17 protein-coding genes are annotated in these 18,240 nt (G+C 72.4%); 10 read left to right on the forward strand and 7 right to left on the reverse strand.

Going from position 1 to position 18,240, the window contains the following annotated elements; translation table 11 throughout:
* The first annotated feature begins 6 nt into the window (after positions 1-6).
* Entirely contained in the window at positions 7-177 is a 171-nt protein-coding gene (locus POL25_RS10500; RefSeq protein WP_272085811.1) for a hypothetical protein, read from the forward strand.
* A 432-nt stretch (positions 178-609) separates the two neighbouring features.
* Complete coding sequence (locus tag POL25_RS10505; RefSeq protein ID WP_272085812.1) at positions 610-852, forward strand: hypothetical protein; 243 nt, start codon at positions 610-612, stop codon at positions 850-852.
* An 85-nt stretch (positions 853-937) separates the two neighbouring features.
* On the opposite strand, the gene POL25_RS10510 is transcribed toward POL25_RS10505, so the two are convergent.
* Positions 938-1,381: a hypothetical protein gene (locus POL25_RS10510; protein ID WP_272085813.1), complete on the reverse strand. Its 444-nt coding sequence runs from the start codon at positions 1,379-1,381 to the stop codon at positions 938-940.
* 281 nt (positions 1,382-1,662) lie between these two features.
* Here POL25_RS10510 and POL25_RS44205 point away from each other — a divergent pair, with 281 nt between their 5' ends.
* A complete protein-coding gene (locus POL25_RS44205) occupies positions 1,663-2,562 on the forward strand; it encodes a DMT family transporter (RefSeq protein WP_272085814.1) in 900 nt (299 codons plus the stop codon).
* 177 nt (positions 2,563-2,739) lie between these two features.
* Positions 2,740-3,285 carry a DUF924 family protein gene (locus POL25_RS10520; protein WP_272085815.1) on the forward strand — a complete coding sequence of 182 codons (546 nt, stop codon included), beginning with the start codon at positions 2,740-2,742 and terminating at the stop codon, positions 3,283-3,285.
* Positions 3,286-3,436: 151 nt separating this feature from the next.
* On the opposite strand, the gene POL25_RS10525 is transcribed toward POL25_RS10520, so the two are convergent.
* Both POL25_RS10525 and POL25_RS10530 read right to left on the reverse strand, forming a co-directional pair.
* On the reverse strand, positions 3,437-4,393 hold the full coding sequence (locus POL25_RS10525; protein WP_272085816.1) for a hypothetical protein: 957 nt from the start codon (positions 4,391-4,393) through the stop codon (positions 3,437-3,439).
* A 141-nt stretch (positions 4,394-4,534) separates the two neighbouring features.
* Entirely contained in the window at positions 4,535-7,231 is a 2,697-nt protein-coding gene (locus POL25_RS10530; RefSeq protein WP_272085817.1) for an MMPL family transporter, read from the reverse strand.
* Positions 7,232-7,390: 159 nt separating this feature from the next.
* Between POL25_RS10530 and POL25_RS10535 the strand changes: the two genes are divergently transcribed.
* Complete coding sequence (locus POL25_RS10535; RefSeq protein ID WP_272085818.1) at positions 7,391-7,948, forward strand: YybH family protein; 558 nt, start codon at positions 7,391-7,393, stop codon at positions 7,946-7,948.
* Positions 7,949-8,019: 71 nt separating this feature from the next.
* Complete coding sequence (locus tag POL25_RS10540; protein ID WP_272085819.1) at positions 8,020-9,303, forward strand: vWA domain-containing protein; 1,284 nt, start codon at positions 8,020-8,022, stop codon at positions 9,301-9,303.
* 297 nt (positions 9,304-9,600) lie between these two features.
* Here POL25_RS10540 and POL25_RS10545 read toward each other — a convergent pair whose 3' ends face one another.
* The 3 genes from POL25_RS10545 to POL25_RS10555 form a co-directional block, all read right to left on the reverse strand.
* The gene (locus tag POL25_RS10545; RefSeq protein ID WP_272085820.1) at positions 9,601-11,121 is read right to left on the reverse strand and encodes a 4-hydroxyphenylacetate 3-hydroxylase family protein; all 1,521 of its coding nucleotides are present in this window, start codon (positions 11,119-11,121) and stop codon (positions 9,601-9,603) included.
* A 43-nt stretch (positions 11,122-11,164) separates the two neighbouring features.
* Positions 11,165-12,325, reverse strand: a complete 1,161-nt coding sequence (locus tag POL25_RS10550) for a sensor histidine kinase (RefSeq protein WP_272085821.1) — start codon at positions 12,323-12,325, stop codon at positions 11,165-11,167.
* Positions 12,326-12,485: 160 nt separating this feature from the next.
* Positions 12,486-13,796, reverse strand: coding sequence for an N-succinylarginine dihydrolase (locus POL25_RS10555; RefSeq protein ID WP_373372088.1), 1,311 nt, complete (start codon positions 13,794-13,796; stop codon positions 12,486-12,488).
* 70 nt (positions 13,797-13,866) lie between these two features.
* Here POL25_RS10555 and POL25_RS10560 point away from each other — a divergent pair, with 70 nt between their 5' ends.
* Complete coding sequence (locus tag POL25_RS10560) at positions 13,867-14,373, forward strand: hypothetical protein (RefSeq protein ID WP_272085823.1); 507 nt, start codon at positions 13,867-13,869, stop codon at positions 14,371-14,373.
* Between the two features lie 117 nt (positions 14,374-14,490).
* Here POL25_RS10560 and POL25_RS10565 read toward each other — a convergent pair whose 3' ends face one another.
* Complete coding sequence (locus POL25_RS10565; protein WP_272085824.1) at positions 14,491-15,459, reverse strand: hypothetical protein; 969 nt, start codon at positions 15,457-15,459, stop codon at positions 14,491-14,493.
* Between the two features lie 90 nt (positions 15,460-15,549).
* Here POL25_RS10565 and POL25_RS10570 point away from each other — a divergent pair, with 90 nt between their 5' ends.
* The 3 genes from POL25_RS10570 (at position 15,550) to POL25_RS10580 (ending at position 18,206) form a co-directional block, all read left to right on the forward strand.
* Positions 15,550-17,142, forward strand: coding sequence for a L,D-transpeptidase (locus tag POL25_RS10570; RefSeq protein WP_272085825.1), 1,593 nt, complete (start codon positions 15,550-15,552; stop codon positions 17,140-17,142).
* A 15-nt stretch (positions 17,143-17,157) separates the two neighbouring features.
* Positions 17,158-17,421, forward strand: a complete 264-nt coding sequence (locus tag POL25_RS10575) for a hypothetical protein (RefSeq protein WP_272085826.1) — start codon at positions 17,158-17,160, stop codon at positions 17,419-17,421.
* Between the two features lie 149 nt (positions 17,422-17,570).
* The gene (locus POL25_RS10580; protein WP_272085827.1) at positions 17,571-18,206 is read left to right on the forward strand and encodes a glutathione S-transferase family protein; all 636 of its coding nucleotides are present in this window, start codon (positions 17,571-17,573) and stop codon (positions 18,204-18,206) included.
* Positions 18,207-18,240 lie beyond the last annotated feature (34 nt).

The following is an 18,240-nucleotide window of genomic DNA, read 5'->3' on the forward strand; positions in this document are numbered from 1 at the left end:
TCGCTCGTGCTCGAGGTCGTCGATGTCGTCGAGGTCGTCACGTCGACCGCGCTCGTCGAGGACGTCGTCGTCGATGTCGTCGATGTCGAAGGGTTCGCGCTGCCCGTCCCCACCTCGCTGCTCGCGGTCCCGAACGGCGAGCCATCCGGCGCAGCGGCGTTGCAGCCAACAAAGTAGAGAGCAGCGACGGAGCCGATGAGGCGCGACATCGCGCTCGAAGCTACCGACCGTGCGCCACGATCGCTACTCGTTTGGCGCGCACGCGCTCGCGCGGGGCCCTTTTTATAAAATTGCGTTTGCGACGAATGAGTCGCTGCATAACCTTGCAGCGACCGCCCAGCGTTTTATCGAACCACGCTCGCTGTAATCTAAATATTTGCGCCTTCGCTGACCATTGCGGCACACGCCACGCCCGCCCGCGGCCCTCGCATCAGCGATGTACCGTAAGGCTCAATTCGATGACCGCGAAAGCAGGGTCATCGCTGTTACGAATTTGCGAGCCGTTCGCGGAACTCGCCCTACACGCGAATCAGTGGATCGGCGTGGGCCACGAGTTGGGCCGCAGCATCTTCAAGAAGCTGCCCGCCGGCCGGCCCTCGGATCGACGCCATGTTGCTCGCGTCGCTCGTCGAGGTCGACCTCGACAGCTCGCCCGGCGACAGCGAAGTCGCCGCGCTGCTCGTCGCCGCCTCGCTGCCCCGCGGACGAACGACGCCCATCCTGGTACTGCGGCAAGAGCACAGGGCGCAGGGCGCAGCGGCGACGGTGACGCACGACATGGACCCTGCGAGGCTACCGATCGCGCACCGGCAACGCTACTCGTTTGCGGCCCACACAGCGTCGCTCTTATAACGTTGCGTGCGCAACTACCTCCGCAGCGAGGCCGCCGCCCGACCCGTTTATACAGTTGCGCCTGCAATCACCGTTGCAGTCGCGCTCACGGCCGCCGGTTTTGCTTCCCGTTGGCGATCTTCAGCCGCAGCTCGAGCGTCTCCCAGTCCATCTTAAAATCCGGGACCTTGAGCTCGAGCGCCTCCTCGAGCGCCAGCAGCGTCGCGTAGAACACCAGCGGCGCCGTGGTCCCGCGGCTGCTCGTCGACACTCGCTTCAGCGTGACCACGAGCGCCCCCAGGTCGACGCGCCCCAGGCGGTGTAGCGCCTTCTCCTCGACGAAGCGGACCGCCGCCTCGATCGTGCTGCCGTGGGCCACCTCCCAGCCGCCGGCCGGCTCCTCGAGCTCGACCGTGAACGCATGCCGCTCGGCGGGCCGGACCTCGAGCGAGAGATCGACATAAAACCAGTGCCGGCCGAGCTCGCGCTGGACCCGTCCTCGGCCCCGCCGCCACGGCTGCGGCTGCGGGTCGCTCGGCTCGTCATGCATGGGCCCTCGCGCTCGGATGTGCCACGCTCGCAGCCTACCCGAAACCGGCGCCGCCCCGCCCACGGCGCCGCTGGTGTGCTCGTCGGCGACGCCCGGGCCGACGAAATTTAGACCTGTCCCTCGGGCCATGTCCACGAGCGCGACCTCGCCCCGCGACGCGCTGTTCCCCCCCGCGCGACCGCTTCGCCGCCCCCTGCAGGCCCCGCAGACCGACCTGCTCGCCTCCCTCGAGCGCCGCGCCACGCCTCCCCTCCGGCCGCCCGCGCGCGTAGACTCGCGCCGTGAAGGACCACCTCGGCGAGCTCGCGGCGCTCGGCACGGCCGTGTGCTGGGCGCTCGGCTCGCTCGCCTTCACGCGGGCCGGGCGGCGGATCGGCAGCTTGCCGCTCAACGTCATCCGCATGGCGCTCGCGCTGGTGTTCGCCGCGGTCGCCGGCCTCGCGCTGCGCGGGCGGGCCCTGCCGACCGACGCGACGGCGGACCAGTGGTGGTGGCTGGGGCTGTCCGGCTTCGTCGGCTATTTCCTCGGCGACCTGTGTCAGTTCCGGGCGTTCATCGAGATCGGTCCGCGCCTGACGCTGCTGCTCATGGCGCTCGCTCCGCCGCTGACGGCCGTGATCGATTTCGCGGTGCTCGGCCAGCGGCTCGCCCCACTGTCGCTGACGGGCATGGCGATCACCCTCGCGGGTGTCGCTTGGGTCCTGTCCGAAAGGACACCCGCAGGGGCGACGCCGGGGCCGGCCACGCCGCGGTTGCGGGGGATCTTGCTCGGGCTCGGGGGCGCGCTCGGGCAGGCGGTGGGGCTGGTGCTGAGCAAGCGCGGGATGGTCGGCTGCGAGCCGCTGGCGGGGGCGCAGATCCGGATGCTCGTCGGGCTCGGCTGCTTCGTCGCCCTGGTGCTGGCGACCTCGACCACGCCGCGCCTGCGAGCCGCCCTGCGCGACCGCGGCGCCCTCGGCTACGCCACCATCGGCGCGCTGCTCGGCCCCTTCCTCGGCGTCTCGCTGGCCCTGTTCGCGCTCCAGCGCACCTCCGCCGGGGTCGCAGCCAGCCTGCTCAGCACCTCGCCGATCTTCATCATCCCGCTGGCCGCGCGCCTCGAGGGCGAGCGCGTCGGCGTGCGCGGGCTGCTCGGGGCCGTGGTCGCGGTCACCGGCGTGGCCCTGCTGTTCGCCGGCTGAGGCCCGCGTTCGCCAGTGGACCGTCGCCCGCGGCCCCCGCATGACGCCCGCGAAATCCTCGGAGCCCACCGCGGTCATCGGCCGAACCGCTGTCGGCCCGCCGGCACAATTCTCTCGTCGCCGGCGGCGCCGCGGGGCATTGCCCCTCGCCCGGTCCCCGCACAAAATTCACCCGCCATGAGCACTCCCGACGCCGTCCTCGACTTCTGGTTCTCGCCGCCGGTCCGGCCCAAGTGGTTCGTCCGCTCCGACGACCTCGACCGGGACATCCGCGACCAGTTCGGCGAGCTGCACGCGCGGGCCGCCAGCGGCGCCCTCGACGGCTGGGCCGCCTCGTCGCGCGGCGCCCTCGCCCTCGTCATCCTGCTCGATCAGTTCCCGCGCAACATGTTCCGCGGCACCCCCGAGGCGTTCGCCACCGACGCCAAGGCCCGCGACGTCGCCAACGCCGCCCTGTCCGCCGGCCTCGAGCACGACCTGACCCAGGAGGAGCGGCTGTTCCTCTACCTGCCGCTCGAGCACAGCGAAGATCTGGCCGACCAGGAGCGCTGCGTCGAGTTGATGCGCGCCCTCGACGAGACGCCGATGTGGCTCGACTACGCGATCCGCCACCGCGACATCATCGCCCGCTTCGGCCGCTTCCCCCACCGCAACTCCGTCCTCGGCCGCGAGAGCACCGGCGAGGAGTGTGAGTTCCTGATCCAGCCAGGCTCGTCGTTCTGACGCGGCTGTGCTCCGGGACATGTCCGCCAGGGCATGTCTGAACGGGCATGGTTGATCGGGCATGTCCGAGAGGACATGCCCGATGGTTCATTCACCGCGACGGGCCGGCTTCGCCCGACCCGGCTGGACGGTCAGCGACATGGCCTTTCGGTCATGTCCACTGGAACACGCGGCCGCGCTCGCCGTCCCAGCACCAGGGGGTCGCCGCGTCGAGCAGCGCCCCGCCGAGCCAGCGGGCCGGGGTGGCCCAGCGCGCGCGACCGGCCAGGGTCGCCAGGCCGGCCTCGGTGATCTCCGCCGTCAGCGCGCGCGGGTCCTCGCCAATGAGGCGCACCAGCGGCGCCTCGCCTCCGGCCAGCCGGCGCAGGCGGGCCAGCACCAGCAGGTCGGTGAGCCACGGGCGGGCCTCGGCGCGGCCGCAGGCCGCCAGCAGCTCCCCCACGTCGGCGCGGCCGCTGGCCAGCGCGGCCAGCAGCTGGCGCTCGGTGCGAGCCAGGCCGTCCTCACGACCTGGCCATTCGGCCAGGCTCAGCGCCAGCGCGGCGCGCAGCGCCGGCCAGACGACGAACGCCGCCGGATCGTCGACCAGCGCCTGCAGCCGCATCGGCGCCGGCGCGCGGTAGGCCGCCCAGGCGTGCACGGCCAGGGCGATCGCGGCCGGGTCGATGCGCTCGCGGGCCGCGAACGCCTGCGCCAGCGCGGCCTCGCCGAGCTCGCCCACGCTGCAGCCCGGGCGGACGGGGTCGTCGTCGGCGGTGACCCATGACAGCCGCGCTCCGGTCGGACCGAGCCGGGCGATCAGGGCCAGGGCCACCGCCTGGCAGAACCACTCGTTACCTGTCCAAAGGACCAGCTCGTCGCGCGCCGCCGCGGCCGCCAGCGCCTCGTCCTGGGCCCGCAGGCCGGCGCAGATCCGCGGCACGGCGTCGAGGTCGCCGATGTGGTCGGCCAGCCAGTCGGCGCGGATCTGGCGAAACGTCTCGTCGTCGACCTCCGCCGGGACCGGGCCCTCGCACAGCACCTCCGACCACTCGAGCCGCTCCCCGGGGACGCCGGCCTCGGCGAGCCGGGCCAGCAGCAAAGATCCGCCATGGACATGGATCGGCACGCGCGAAGCATAGTGAACTCGCGCGCCCGCGCCCACCTCCACGCGGCGGACGGGCCACGGCCGAGCTCGCCGGCCTCGGTGCATGCACACCGAACTGGAGCCGGCGTCTCACCCGGGGAGCATGTCCCCCGGAGCGTGTCCTCAGTGCAGGCGGACCCGGCCCATCATCAGCAGCAGCGCCGGCAGCACCAGGAGGCTGGCGAGCAGGCAGCTGGCGATGCCCATGACCATCACCGAGCCGAAGCTCTGCATGCCGCCGTAGTCGCTGAGGGTCAGCGAGGCGAAGCTGGCGATGGTGGTGAGGGCCGACAGCACCACCGCGCTGCCGGTGCCGCGGACCAGGTCGTCGAGGCGGGCGTGGCTGTGGTGCTGCTCGCTCTCCTGGCAGCGGTGCATCAGGTGGACGCCGAACGCGGTGCCGATGCCGATGACGAGCGGCAGCGAGACGATGTTGGCGACGTCGAAGGTGCGACCGACGGCGGCCATCAGCCCGAGCATCCACAGCCACCCGAGCACCGTCGGCACCAGCGCCAGCGCGCCGTCGCGGAGCGAGCGGAGCTGGAGGGTCACGACCGCGAGGATCAGCAGCGCCGCCCACAGCGCGGCCCGGCGGAAGCCGGCCACGATCATCGACGAGTGCAGCTCGATGTTGATCGCCAGGCCCGAGGCGTCGGGCGAGATGGCGGTGACGGCGTCGCGGAAGGCCGCCGCCGACTTCGACTCCCACGGCGACACGCCAGGAATCACGAACATCGCCAGGCCGCCGCCGTCGCGGGCGACGAAGCGGGTGCGGAACAGCGGCGGCAGGTCGCCCGGGGCGTAGCTGCCGCGCGCGGCCACGTTCTTGCCGGTGGTCCAGGCCCGGCCGAGCAGGTCGGCCATCTGCGGCTCGGCAGCGGCCAGCCGCTCGCGCTCCGCCGGCCCGGCCTTGTCGAGCCGCTCGCGCAGGGCGCGGAAGCTGGCCTGCGCCGCGTCGACCGCCTCGGTCGGCTGCCCGCCCTGCTGCAGAGCGAAGCGGACCTCGTCGAGCGCGTCGACGATCGCCTTGATCTTCGGCAGCAGCTCCTCCGGCGTGGTCTTGCGCGCGGCCAGCTTGGCGAAGTCGGGCAGCGGCCCGAGCTTGTCGATCGCCCGCAATTGCTCGAGCCGCGCGGCGTCGAGCGGCGGCAGCAGGTCGGTCGCCGTCTGCACCCCCGCGACCTCCGGCAGGGCCCGCAGCGCCTCGGCCTTGGCCCGCGCCGACTCGAGGTCGTCGGCCGCCACGTTGGCGTAGACCGGGCTCATAAGCGGGTCGCCCTCGAGCGCCTCGAGCGCGCGCACGGCCTCGCTGTTGCGCGGCAGGAAGTCGAAGTAGCGGCCGTTGAAGGCGATGCGCGACAGCCCCCAGCCGCCGCCGACAGCCGCCACCACCGCGAGAATGACGATGAACACCCGCGCGCTGGCGACGAAGCCGACCAGCCGGTGGACCATCGGCGGCTCCTTCTTGACCGCCGCCAGCCCGGTCTTGCCGGCCAGGACCAGCAGCGAAGGCAACACGAACAGCGTCGCCAGGACCACGAACAGCAGGCCGATCGCGGTGATCACCCCGAGCTCGGCGTAGGCCGTGAAGTCGGAGCCCAGCGTGGTGAGGAACGCCAGCACCGTCACCAGCGCGCCGACCAGGATCGGCGGCCCGGTGTGCAGCAGCGCCTCGCGGATCGCCGCCGTGACCGCCGAGCCCTTGCGCCGCTGCTCGTTGAAGCGGTGCATCATGTGCACGCCGAAATCGATCCCGAGCCCGAGCAGCGTCGACACGAAGCTCGAGGTGATCAGGTTGAGGTAGCCGTAGATCCAGTAGACCGCGCCGAGCGTCAGCGCCAGCCCGGCCAGCAGCGGCACCAGGCTCAGCACCGTCTGCCGCAGCGACCGCAGCATCACCAGACACAGCACCACGATCGCCACGCCCGACCACACGCTCGACTGGATGAGCCCGAGGCTGACGAGGTCTTGCTCCTCGCTGGCGAGCGCCGGCAGGCCGGTGATCGCGGCGGTGACGCCGACCGGCGCGCCCGCGACCGCCTCGTCGCGGATCTCCCGGATCTTCGCGATCATCGGCGCGAAGTCGCTGACCTCGTTGCCGATGAACTCGGGGAACACGCTGACGACGTGGTGCTGGCCGTCGACCGTCTGGAGGTAACCGGCCTCGTCGCGCCCGCGCACCGGCGCCTCGCCGGCCTGCGCCTGCATGGCCGCGCGCATGAGATCTTCGCCGGCGAGGTAGCGGTCGAACGTGCCCGCCAGCCCGCCCAGCTGCTTGAGGCCCTCGGCCGCGCGCGCCGGATCTTGCGGCGCGGCCTCGCCGTCGAGCCCCGCCTGCAGCTGCCCCTCGATCGCCCCGAACCACGCCGGCAGACCGCCCTCGACCAGCGGCGCGAGCGCGACGTCGGGCGGCAGGCCACCTGTCACTTGAGACAGGATCTCCGGGCGCTGGAGCAGCAGCACCTCCGCGACCTCGCTCGGACCTACGCGGGCGAGCACGCGGCCGTGCAGCTCCGGCACCGCCTCGAACCCGGCGATCAGGCGGTCGACGACCGCGCGGCGGTCCTCGGGCCGCTCGCCCGAGACCACCAGCACCGGCGCGTCGGGGTTGCCGAAGCGCTCGAAGAACCGCAGCATCCGCGCCTGGTCGGGGTTGTCGTCCGACACCAAGCCGTAGCGCGACGTCGACACTCGCAGCTGCGGCAGCGTCACCGCCGAGGCGGCCACCAACACACCCGCGACCGCCAGTACGAGCCCGGGGCGGCCCAGGCTGATGTCGGCGATGCGGGAGAAAAACCGGTGCGGGAGGGATTCGGGCATCGACGGACCGCCCTGAGCTATACTCGGGCCCTGCTCTGGGCAACTTATCCAGGTTTTTTGCCCGCGCCGCGCGCCCCCAAGTGTGACGCGGAGCACATGTCGCCCCCTAACGCCGCGGGGCCCCACGTGAAAGCCCGTTCGGGCGGTCCGGCCGCGCGCGTGAGCGGGCCTCGTGGACGGTTCGGCTCGCGGGTGGCCCAGCGAGCGATCCTCCTGCTCGGCCTGCTCGCGGCCGGGTGCGGCTTCACCAGCAAGGATCGCCGCGCCGTCGAGGGCGTGCTGAGCGAGCAGGCCGAGGCGTGGAACCACGGCGACCTCGAGGGTTTCCTGCGCGCCTACGAACCGTCGGAGGCGCTGGTGTTCACCAGTGGTGGCGCGATCCGGCGCGGCTTCGTCGCCGCTCGCGCTCGCTATCTCGAGCGCTATGGCGCGCGCGGGATCGAGTCGATGGGCCACCTCGAATTCACGGTCGTCGACGTCCGCGGCATCGGCCGCGACGCCGCGGTGGTCCTCGGGCGCTGGCGTCTCACGCAGACGGAAGCGGCCGGCGCGGGTGTCTTCACGCTGGTGCTCCAGCGCGACGCTCGCGGCTGGACCATCGTCCACGACCACACCTCTGTCGACAGCGCCGGCCCACCTCCCGCGGCCGGCGCCGACACGTCCGCGTCCACGTCGTCGCGAAAACAGTCGCACACGGACAGTCGCCCTGAGCTATAGTCGCGGTCGACCTTAAACCTCTGTTTTCGCGCGGGAGAGTGGTGATGCGACGTTTTTCGGGTGTTCTGTTCTTGGCAACTTTCGGGCTCGTGGGCGGCTGTGGCGACAACGGTAGCGACACGCAGGGCGCGACCGGCAACATGATGACGACGACGTTGCCGCCGCTGACGACGACCGACCCGGGCACCAGCACCGGCACGGTCACGGACACCGAGCCGACCACCACCGAGGGCACCGTCAGCGCCACCGACTCGAGCACCGCGCCGACCACCACCGAGGGCCCGACCAGCACCACCGAGCCGGTCGACACCACCGCGGGTCCGACCACCGAGCCGCTGACGACGACCACGCTGTCGACGATGGGCACCACCGGCGACACGCCGTGTCAGGAGATCTCCGTCACCGTCCAGCCGGTCAAGCCGAACACCATGCTCGTGCTCGACAAGTCGGGCTCGATGCTGCAGAAGTGGGACGCCGACGCCGACCCCGCCACGCCCGACGTGACCCGCTGGTACAGCCTCTACGGGGTCGTCAACCAGGTCCTGACCGACTTCAACGGCAGCTTCAACTTCGGCATGAACCTGTTCCCGTCGAAGAGCGCGCTCGGCGAGTACAAGAACACCGCCTGCCTCGTCAACGACATGGTCGAGGTGCCGGTCGCCGAGAACAACAAGGACGCGATCATCGCGGTCCTGCCGGGCCAGAGCAACATGACGATCGCCGGCGGCACCCCGACCGCGCTCGGCATGACGGCCGCGCTGACCCACCTCAAGTCGCTCGACCCGACGGTGCCGCGCATCGTCATGCTCGTCACCGACGGCGCCGCCAACTGCAGCACCACCGCCGACACGCTGACCAAGCTGTTCGAGGAGTACGACGCCAACCTGGCCCCGATCGTCGGCGACGCCTTCACGGTCGACAGCATCCCGACCTACGTCATCGGCATCGCCATCGACAACGCGCCGAACCCGAACGTCCAGGACGGCAACCCCAACATGATCAACCCGTACGAGAAGCTCAACGAGCTGGCGACGCTCGGCGGGACGGCCAAGGCGGGCGACGAGAAGTTCTACAGCGCCAAGAACGCCATCGAGCTCAGCGACGCGCTCAACGCCATCGTCGCCGACGCGCAGAGCTGCATCATCCCGCTCGACTCGCCGCCGGCGTTCCCCGACAAGACGATCGTCAAGCTCGGCGCCACCGAGGTGCCGCTGATCGCCGACTGCGCCACCGAGAACGGCTGGCACTACGTCGAGCCGATGCCGTACATGGCGATCGAGCTGTGCGGCACCGCCTGCGGCGACCTCAAGATCGCCGGCGAAGCCGACGTCGAGTACTACTGCGACGCCGGCTGATCGTGTTGCCGCCGCAGCCACGAGCCGCACGCCCCCCGGGCGCGCGGCTCGTCTGCTTTCTGCGCCATGACCTCGCACCTCGGCCCGGCGCGCGGCCCTGAGCCGCACCCTCGGCGCGCGGCTCGTCCGCTCTCTGCCCCCCGACCCGGCGGGCCGACCTCACGACCCGCGCGAGCCCTGCTCAGTGAGCCGAAGAGGCCGACGGGCGCGGCCCGCCGCGCTCCCGGCCGAGTGTCCCGCAGGACATGCCCCATCAAGCATGTCCTCGACGCCATGTCCCCCAGGACATGCCCCTTATCAGCCGGCTTCGACTTCGTCGGTGATCCCGGCCAGCGCGCGGGCCAGCGCCTTTTTGTCCTCGACCTGCATCTGCCGGGCGATCTGGATCCGCTGGGCCTGCGGCGAGCCGGCCCCGTGCATCGACTCCGTCAAGTAGCCGACGGCGTTGCGCCCCATCGTCAGGTTCTCGATCAGCCGCAGCGCCCGCGCCCGCGCCTCGGCTGACACCCCGTCGCGCCCGCGCAGGTATTTTTTCAACAGCGGCCCGATCTCCGGGTCGGCGAAGTCGTGCTCCGACGGCAGCGTCGCCAGCAGCCCGCCGGCCAGGTCCTGGGCCAGGCGGGCCAGCTCGTAGGGGAAGCGGGTGACGTTGTGCTTGCACACGTTGGCCAGCAGCGGGTCGTTCTGCCAGTTGCCCGCCGGCGTGGCCGTCGACTCGTGCGACGCCGCGATCCCGGCGCCGTAGATCGTCTCGTTGAGGTGGGCCATCTCGACCAGCTTGTCGCGCACGTGCGAGACCTGCGGCACCCCGTTGTAGTCGGCGATCAGCGCCGCCGCGCCGATCAGCACGTCGCCGACCCCCGCCTTGCACACGTAGCTGCGGCGGTGGTACGCGGTGAACCGCTCGACCAGGTCGGCCGCGAACTCGAACTCGCCGTCCATGAAGATCAGCTCGTCCGGCACGAACACGTCGTCGAGGATGATGAGCGCCTCCTGGCCGCCGTAGCGAGCGTTGCCGACGTCGACCGACCCGCCCTCGAGCGCCCGCGTGTCGCACGACTGGCGCCCGACCACGAAGGTCAGCCCCGGGTGGTCGACCGGCAGCGCGCACACGATCGCGTGGTCGCGGTCGCGCGGCCCGAGCCGCATCGTCGGCATCACCACGATCCAGTGCGAGTTGATGCACCCGGTCTGGTGCGCCTTGGCCCCGCGGATCACCACCCCGCCCGGCTCGCGCCGGACCACCCGCACGAACATGTCGGGGTCGCTCTGCTCGTGCGGCGCCTTGCCGCGGTCGCCCTTGACGTCGGTCATCGCCCCGCCGACCACCAGGTTCTGCCGCTGCATCGCCCGCACGAACGCGCGCAGGCGGCTGTGGTAGGGCGTCCCGCGCGCCTGGTCGATGAGCCAGGTGGTGGTGTGCAGCGCGTTGATCGCGTCCATGCCGACGCAGCGCTGGAAGCACGTGCCCGTCAGCTGGCCGAGCCGGCGCTGCATCTTGTTCTGCTGCACGACGTCGGCCGCCGACTCGGTGACGTGGAGGAAGCGGTTGACCCGCTCGCCGGTCGCGGCGACGGTCGCCGTCGCCAGCTCGGGCCGCTCGAGCGCGAGGTCGTAGGTACGCGCGACCGCCTCGATCGACGGCCGCAAGATCGGGTGGTCGACCGGCTCCGCCACCCGCTTGCCGAGCAGGAACACCCGCAGCTCGCGCCCGCGCAGGCTGGCGACGTAGTCGGCGCCGCTGACGATCGGCGGTCGCGGCGGCAGCCACGGAGGGGACGGCTCGGTCTCGCTGGACGATGCGGCGGCGCCGGACATGACGGCAGGATAACCCGAGCCGCCCGCCGCCCGCACGCGGCGCCTAGGCCGGGTTCGGCAGCGTCGCCGCTTGCGCCCGTCGCGGCAGGGTGCAGGTGAAGGTCGTGCCGCGCTCGGCGCTCGAGCACACGTCGATCGTGCCGCCGTGCGCGAGCACGATCTGGCGCGAGATGTGGAGCCCGAGCCCCAGCGAGGCCCGCGTCGGCAGCGACGGGTCGCCGCAGTGGAACGCCTCGAAGATCGAGCCGCGCCGGTCCGGGGGGATCGGCGGGCCCCAGTTGTGCACCTCGATCACCACCACGTCGCCGTCGACGTCGACTCGCGTGGTCACCCGCACCACCGTGCCGGCGGGGCTGAACTTGAGCGCGTTCGTCAGCAGGTTCGAGAGCACCTGGGCGATCCGGTCGGGGTCGACGCGGGCCTCGATCGGGTCTTCGCAGGCGTACTCGATGATGCGCTCGGGGAACATGGCGGCGACCTCGTCGATGGCCTCGCGCACGAGCACCCGCAGCGACACGACCTGCGGCCTGACGGGGATCCGGCCCGACTTGCGCTCGTGGGTGTAGTCGAGCAGATCGTTGATGAGCCGGGTCGCCCGCTGCGCGCCGGTCTGGATCCGCAGCAACAGCCGCTCGGTCCGCTGCTCGACCGCGCCGCGCCGCGCCGCCGCCTCGGCCGCCAGCAAGATCGCAGCCAGCGGGCTGCGCAGGTCGTGCGAGACGATCGCGATCAACTGCCGCTCGAATTCGCTGGCGCGCTCGCGCTCGGCGGCGCCGGCCTCCAGGTCGCGCTCGTGCTCGCAGAAGAACTGGTCGACGGCCTCGGCGATGCCGACGGCGAACGCGGCGCACAGGGCCCGCACGTCGGCGATCCGCAGCGGCAGGCCCGACGCTTCGACGACGTCGAGCAGCACCTCGCGCAGCAGGTCGTACTCGATCACCAGCGTGCGCAGGTCGAAGCCCACCCGGTAGCGCTGGCGGCCGTGCTCGCGGGCGATGTCGCTGGCGCCGTCAGGCATCCGGCGCAGCGCCGCGGCCACCTCCTGGAGGAACTCGGGCAGGCTGTCGCGCAGCGCCGACTTGCTGAGCCGGGCGCCGGCGGGCGCCGTGGCCCGCATGCGCTCGGACCAGCGCTCGATGATGGCGTCGCGCTGGCGCTCCAGCAGCTCGGCGAGCGCATCGGCCTGCGGCGAGAGGGGCGTCATGGTCCCATCGAACATAGCCCAGGTCTCTCTCCCGCGATTCGGACCCGGGCGGCCCCCCGCCCGCCGTGTCACGGAAGCTCGGCCGCACCCGAGGCGCGCCGCCGCCGCCGGGCGCCGCGCTCGCCAGCAGCGCTGGAGCCCGGGCGCCGTGCTCGCCGCGTCAGCGCTGGAACGCGTAGACCGAGCCGAGCGCCAGCAGCTGCGTCAGCGCGTCGAGGGCCGTCTGGACCTCGCGCAGCAGCTGTGGGTCGGCCAGGTCGTCGGGCGTGAGGCGGTCGCGGTAGTGCTTCTCGACCCAGGCGACCAGCGCCGCCTCGAGCGCGTCGTCGACGATCACCCGCCCGCCGAGCGCCGCCTCCTCGCGCTCGTCGAGCGGCACCCGCAGGCGCAGCGACGCCGGGCCGCCGCCGTGGCGCAGCGCCGGCCGCAGGTCGACCTCGCGGATCTGGGCCACGTGGCCGTCGGCCACCAGGCGATCGAGGTAGCCGCGGGCCGCCGCGTTCTCGCGGCTCTCGGCGGCCACCAGCAGACCGAGCTGTCCGTCGGGACAGGTGTAGAACTGCCCGCCGAACACGCTGCTGCCGACCGCGTCCTGCAGCGGCAGGTCGGCGGCGCGGGCCAGCGCGACCTGCAGCGCCGAGCCGAGCCGCCGCCGCAGCTCGGTCAGCACGTTGCCGACGTCGCGCAGCGCCAGCTCGTGGATCAGCAGCAGCGAGCCGTGAGCCAGCGCCAGCGTGTCCGAGTGCGAGGCGCCACCGTCGAGGCCGTCCGGGTGCTGCTGCGGGAACAGCACCCGCGCCGGGTCGAGCTGCAGCAGCCGCACCTGCGCCTGCGAGGCCTCGACCGTCTGCCGCGCCGGGAACCGCGAGGCCGCGTGGCGGGCGTACGCACCGCGGCCCCACGCGAACACGTGGACCGCCGGCCGCTCGCCGACCTGCAGCCGCAGCGTGTTGGCCGCGCCCTCGTCGCCGAGCTGGTGCACCGCCGGCAGCGCCGCGTGCACGGCGAAGCGCGCCTCGTCGCGGAAGATCGCCGACAGCACCGAGTGGGTCGTCTCGGCCTCCTGCGCGCGGTGCAGCATGTGCTGCAGGTTGGCGACGACGATGTGCACGCGGCCGTCGCGCGTGTCGCTGCTCGGCGCCACCGTCGCCGCGTTGGCGGCCCACATCGACGACGGGTTGCTGCACAGGCGCAGCCACATGCCGTCGCCCTCGGCCGCGGCGCGCAGGACCCGCTCGTCGTCGCCGGTGAAGCCGATCCGGCGCAGCCAGTCGACGTTCGGCCGCGGCTGCGGCGGCAGCACCGCCTGCTTGAGCCCGAGCGAGCGGGCCAGCCGGATCTTCGCCAGACCGGCGAGCGCCGCCGCTTTCGGGTTGGTGGTCGAGCCGGCGCGCTGACTCGGCGCGACGCCGGCGGCGAGCCCATCGTTGTAGGTCGGCCCGATCAGCCCGTCGAAGTTGACCTCGCCCATGCCCTCGCGGTTTTGGCACCACCCGGGGCCGTGGCGCAAGCGCCGGCGCGCGCGGTATAGTGGCCGCGCGTTGACGCAGCTCGGCAGCATCTTCGAACCCGAGGCGCCCGGACCCCGCGGCCGCGACCTCCACGCCGACGTCACGGTCCCCGCCTGGGCGCTCGGCCTCCCCTTCCCGTTCGAGGTCCGCGTCCCGCTCGACCTGGCCGCCGAGGGCGGATACGCGCGCCGCACCGTGTCCTCGCTCGACAGCGACGACCGCGTGCGCCTGTCGCTGCCTGCCGACTTCCCCACCGGCGGGGTCCTGCGCCTGCGCGGCCAGGGCGAGGCGCTCGACGGCGGCCGCCCCGGCGATCTCCTGGTCCACGTCGAGGTCGACCCGCGCCGCGGCGAACCGCCGCCCGAGGTCAAGCTGGCCCTGGCGGCGATGCCGAGCCCCGCGCCGCCCGCCGCCGCCGACGAGGCCACCGCCCTCGCCTACCGCCTGCCGGCCCAGAGCCCCGCGCTCGACGCCAACACCCTGACCTGGATGGCCGCCCTGCTGGCCCTGGTCGCCGCGGCGATGATGTTCGGCTGAGCCTGGCGGCCAGGACATGTCTTCAGGCGCATGTCCTCGGGGACATGGCGCCGAGGACATTCCCCATGCGACATGTCCCGAGCGACCTGTCGCAAGCGACAGATCGGCGCCGTCCGCTCACGACCCGAAGTAGAAGCCGACGTACAGCCCGAGGTACAGCGTGTGCGACATCGGCCGGCCCTTGGCCGCCGGCATGAAGCCGATGTAGCCGAGCTCCGGGCCGAGCGAGAAGCCGCCGCCGCGGGTCGGCCGTCGCTTCGCCGCCCCGGGGAAGAACTCGTAGCGGACCGCGGCGGTGAACACCGCCCCGCCGAAGCCCGAGCGGTCGGTCCGGCCGCGCTCGCGCACCGCCCCGCCGCCGGCGCCGAAACCCGCGCGCAGCGACAGCGGGATCTGCTTCTTGGCCCCCGGATAGAACCCGAAATCGACCAGGAACGCGCCCTGCAGCAGGCGCTGCCGCGGGTCGGCGCCGCGGTAGGCGAGGTTGCCGGAGATCTCGACGCCGATGCTCAGCCAGGGATAGATGACCTCGCCGACGCGAAAAGTACCGCCGCCGCCGACGAACGCATTGGGCGTCGGGAAATCGTTGACCCGGGCGAAGCTGACGCCCGGCCCGAGCGTGACGCCGACGTAAGTCCCGTCGACCCGCGGCGGCTTGACCCCGGTCGCGCTGGCCATCGGCAGGGCCTCGGCCGGCGTCTCCACCGTCGCCGCGTCGGCCGGACCCTCGAGCTTGCGCGCCGATCGCGAGCTGTCCTCGGGGTCAGCCTCCGGGTCCGCGCTGTCCGCCGGAGCGGGCACCACCGGCGCGGAGCCGCCCGCATTCACGGAGGTCGGCGCCGCGGCAGCGCCCGGGCCGCTCGCCGGGCCAGCGGCCGTCGCCGAGCTGTCCGAAGGGGCAGATCCCTCCGGCGCCGCCGCCGAGCTGTCCGAAGGGCCAGGTGCCGGCGCCGCAGCCGCGGCCGCCTCCGCCGACAGCGCGAGGACCACCGCGATCGCCGACGGCCCGAGCCGGCCGGCGCGACGTCCCGGTGCGAGGACGGGAGCGGGCGCGGGTCGCCGGGGCGGCGCGGGGACGAAGGTCACGGCGGAGAGCATGGACGAGCCCCTGCGTTTGGAGCAAGCGGGTTGCCACCGCCGGGCCGCACGGCTATCGTCCGCGGCACCTTCGGCGACATGCAGCGCAGGCGGCTCATCGAGGGCGTCGGGAGCTTTCTCTGCGGCGTCGTGCTCTCGGCGGCGGTGTACGAGACCGGCTTGCGCCAGCCCGTCGTCGGACCCGCGGCCCCCGCGGGCGACGCCGATCCGCCCGCCGACCTCGCCCCGCCCGCGGCCGACCCCGAGGCGCCGGCGATCTCTCCGGAAGACGCCCCGGCCGACGCGCCCGCGATCGCCGCGGACACGCCCGCCACGCCTGGCGATCCCTACACCCCGGACGCCAACGGCAGCTTCACCGCCTACCCGCCGATCCACGTCCCGCTGCCCGAGTGGACCCCCGAGCTCGCGGCCAAATATCCCAAGCACGGCCTCGTCACCGGCCTCGCCGCCGTCGTGCGCGAGCGGACCGAGCGCGACGCCCCGATCCTCGGCATCCTGCGCGCCGGCACCCGCGTGCGCACCGACGCCGAGCTGAGCTTCGGCGGCGGCTGCACCAAGGGCTGGCACAAGGTCTACCCCGGCGGGTGGATCTGCCTCAACGCCGGGCTCGAGGTCGGCGACCAGCCGCCCGACGACGGCACCGTCGCCACCCCGCGCCCGCGCCTCGACGCCGCCATGCCCTACGAGTACTGGCGCGTCTCGCACGACGGCACCCCGTTCTTCCACCGCCTGCCCGGCTTCAGCGAGCAGGACCAGGCTGACATGGCCGCCAAGACATGGCTCTCGGAACATGGCCGATCGCTCATGCCGACCGCGACCGCCGACCGTCCGCCCGAGGTCCCGGCGGTGGTCAAGGAGTACCTCAACGCCGGCTTCTACGTCACCGTCGCCGGCGAGGCCGTCAAGAGCGAGCGCAAGTTCCTCCGCACCCTGCGCGGCACCTTCGCCCGCAAGTACCAGCTCGAGCAGCGCGAGGGCTCGAACTTCCAGGGCGTGGTGCTGCGCGGCGAGGAGGACCTGCCGGTCCACTGGATCGTGCGCGAGACCCCGCTGCAGCGCCGCTCGGGCGAGGGCGAGGCGCTGATCAAGCTCGAGGACAAGAAGCCGGTCCGGCGCTCGCGCTACCCGTTCGTGCGCAAGGTGACGATCGGCACCACTCGCTTCTACGAGGACGCCGAGGGCAACCTGATGCCCGAGTATGCGATCGGCCAGTCGTACAAGCTGAAGCGCCCGCCCGGCGTCGGCCCCGAGGAGAAGTGGGTCCACGTCGACCTGTCCGAGCAGACCCTCGTGGCCTACGCCGGCGACCGCCCGGTGTTCACCACCATCATCTCGACCGGCAAAGAGCCCGGCATGACCCCGGTCGGCGTCCACCGCCTGCAGAGCAAGCACATCGCCACCTCGATGCGCGACCAGCCGGTCGAGGACGACGCTTACTCGATCGAGGACGTGCCGTGGACGCAGTACTTCCACAACAACGTCGCCCTCCACGGCGCCTTCTGGCACGGCGGCTTCGGCCTGGTGCGCAGCCACGGCTGCGTCAACCTGTCCCCGCCCGACGCCCGCTGGCTGTTCGGCTTCACCGAGCCGGCGCTGCCCGACGGCTGGCACTCGGTCACCCCCGCGACCGGCCCGTTCGGCAAGGGCTCGGCCGTGGTGGTCACCGAGTGATCCGCGCGCGGGTCCATGTTCGAGAGCGCGTTGCGACTCGAGCTGCAGCAGCGCGCGGCAGCCGGAGCCGGCGTCGCCGAATCGGTCGCGCGGATCTGCGAGAGCTGTGAAGAACACGGCGAGGTCGCCGGCCGCTTCTTCGTCGTCCGCACCATGATCGCCGCGTTCGCGCTGCCTATGCGCCTCGCCCACGACATCGCCCCATGTCTCGAGGACCGCGCCTCGTCCTGCGATTCGCTGGATGGCGAACTCGCACCGTACCTCCGCCCCTCTCGCTGAGTCCGATGTCGCCGTTCACCCGACCTCGTGCGCACGGACGCGTGCGCACGGCGTTCACCTCGCTGCAGTCATGCGGCCTCGCGCGGACATGCGCGCGACGCTCGTGATACACATGGCGCCCACTTCCTGAAGCAGGAGACGCGAGTTCGATGAAGGTCTACGGACACCCGATGAGTACGTGTACGCGCAAGGTCCTGATGACGCTGGCCGAGAAGGGCCACCGGGCCGAATTCGTCATGGTCGACATCATGAAGGGCGAGGGACACGCCGCCGAGCACCTCGCGCGGCAGCCGTTCGGCCAGATCCCCGTGTTCGAGGACGACGACGGCTGGCAGCTCTACGAGTCGCGGGCCATCTGCCGCTACCTCGACGCCAAGCTCTCGGGCCCCTCCCTGATGCCCGCCGACCTGCGCCAGCGGGCCCAGGCCGAGCAGTGGATCTCGATCGAGACCTCCAACTTCACCGGCCCGGCGATGAAGATCATCTACAACCTCGTGTTCGGCAAGTTCTTCGGCAAGGACCCCGACATGGCCGCCGTCGAGGAGGGTCGCAAGGGCGTGGCCAAGGCCGTCGCGGTCATGGATCGCCAGCTCGAGGGTCGCAACTTCATGGTCGGCGACGGCTTCACGCTCGCCGACATCGGCTTCATGCCGTACATCGAGTACCTCGCCGCCGCCGGCGAGATCGGCCTCATCGACGCCAGCGAGCGCGTCGGTCACTGGTGGCGCCGGATCAGCGAGCGGCCCACCTGGCAGCAGGTCATCGGCCGCTCCAGCGCCGCGTGATTCACCGGGCGCCTGACCTTTCAGCGCCCGCCAC

The sequence above is a fragment of the Nannocystis bainbridge genome, assembly GCF_028368995.1.
GTDB lineage: Bacteria > Myxococcota_A > Polyangia > Nannocystales > Nannocystaceae > Nannocystis > Nannocystis bainbridge.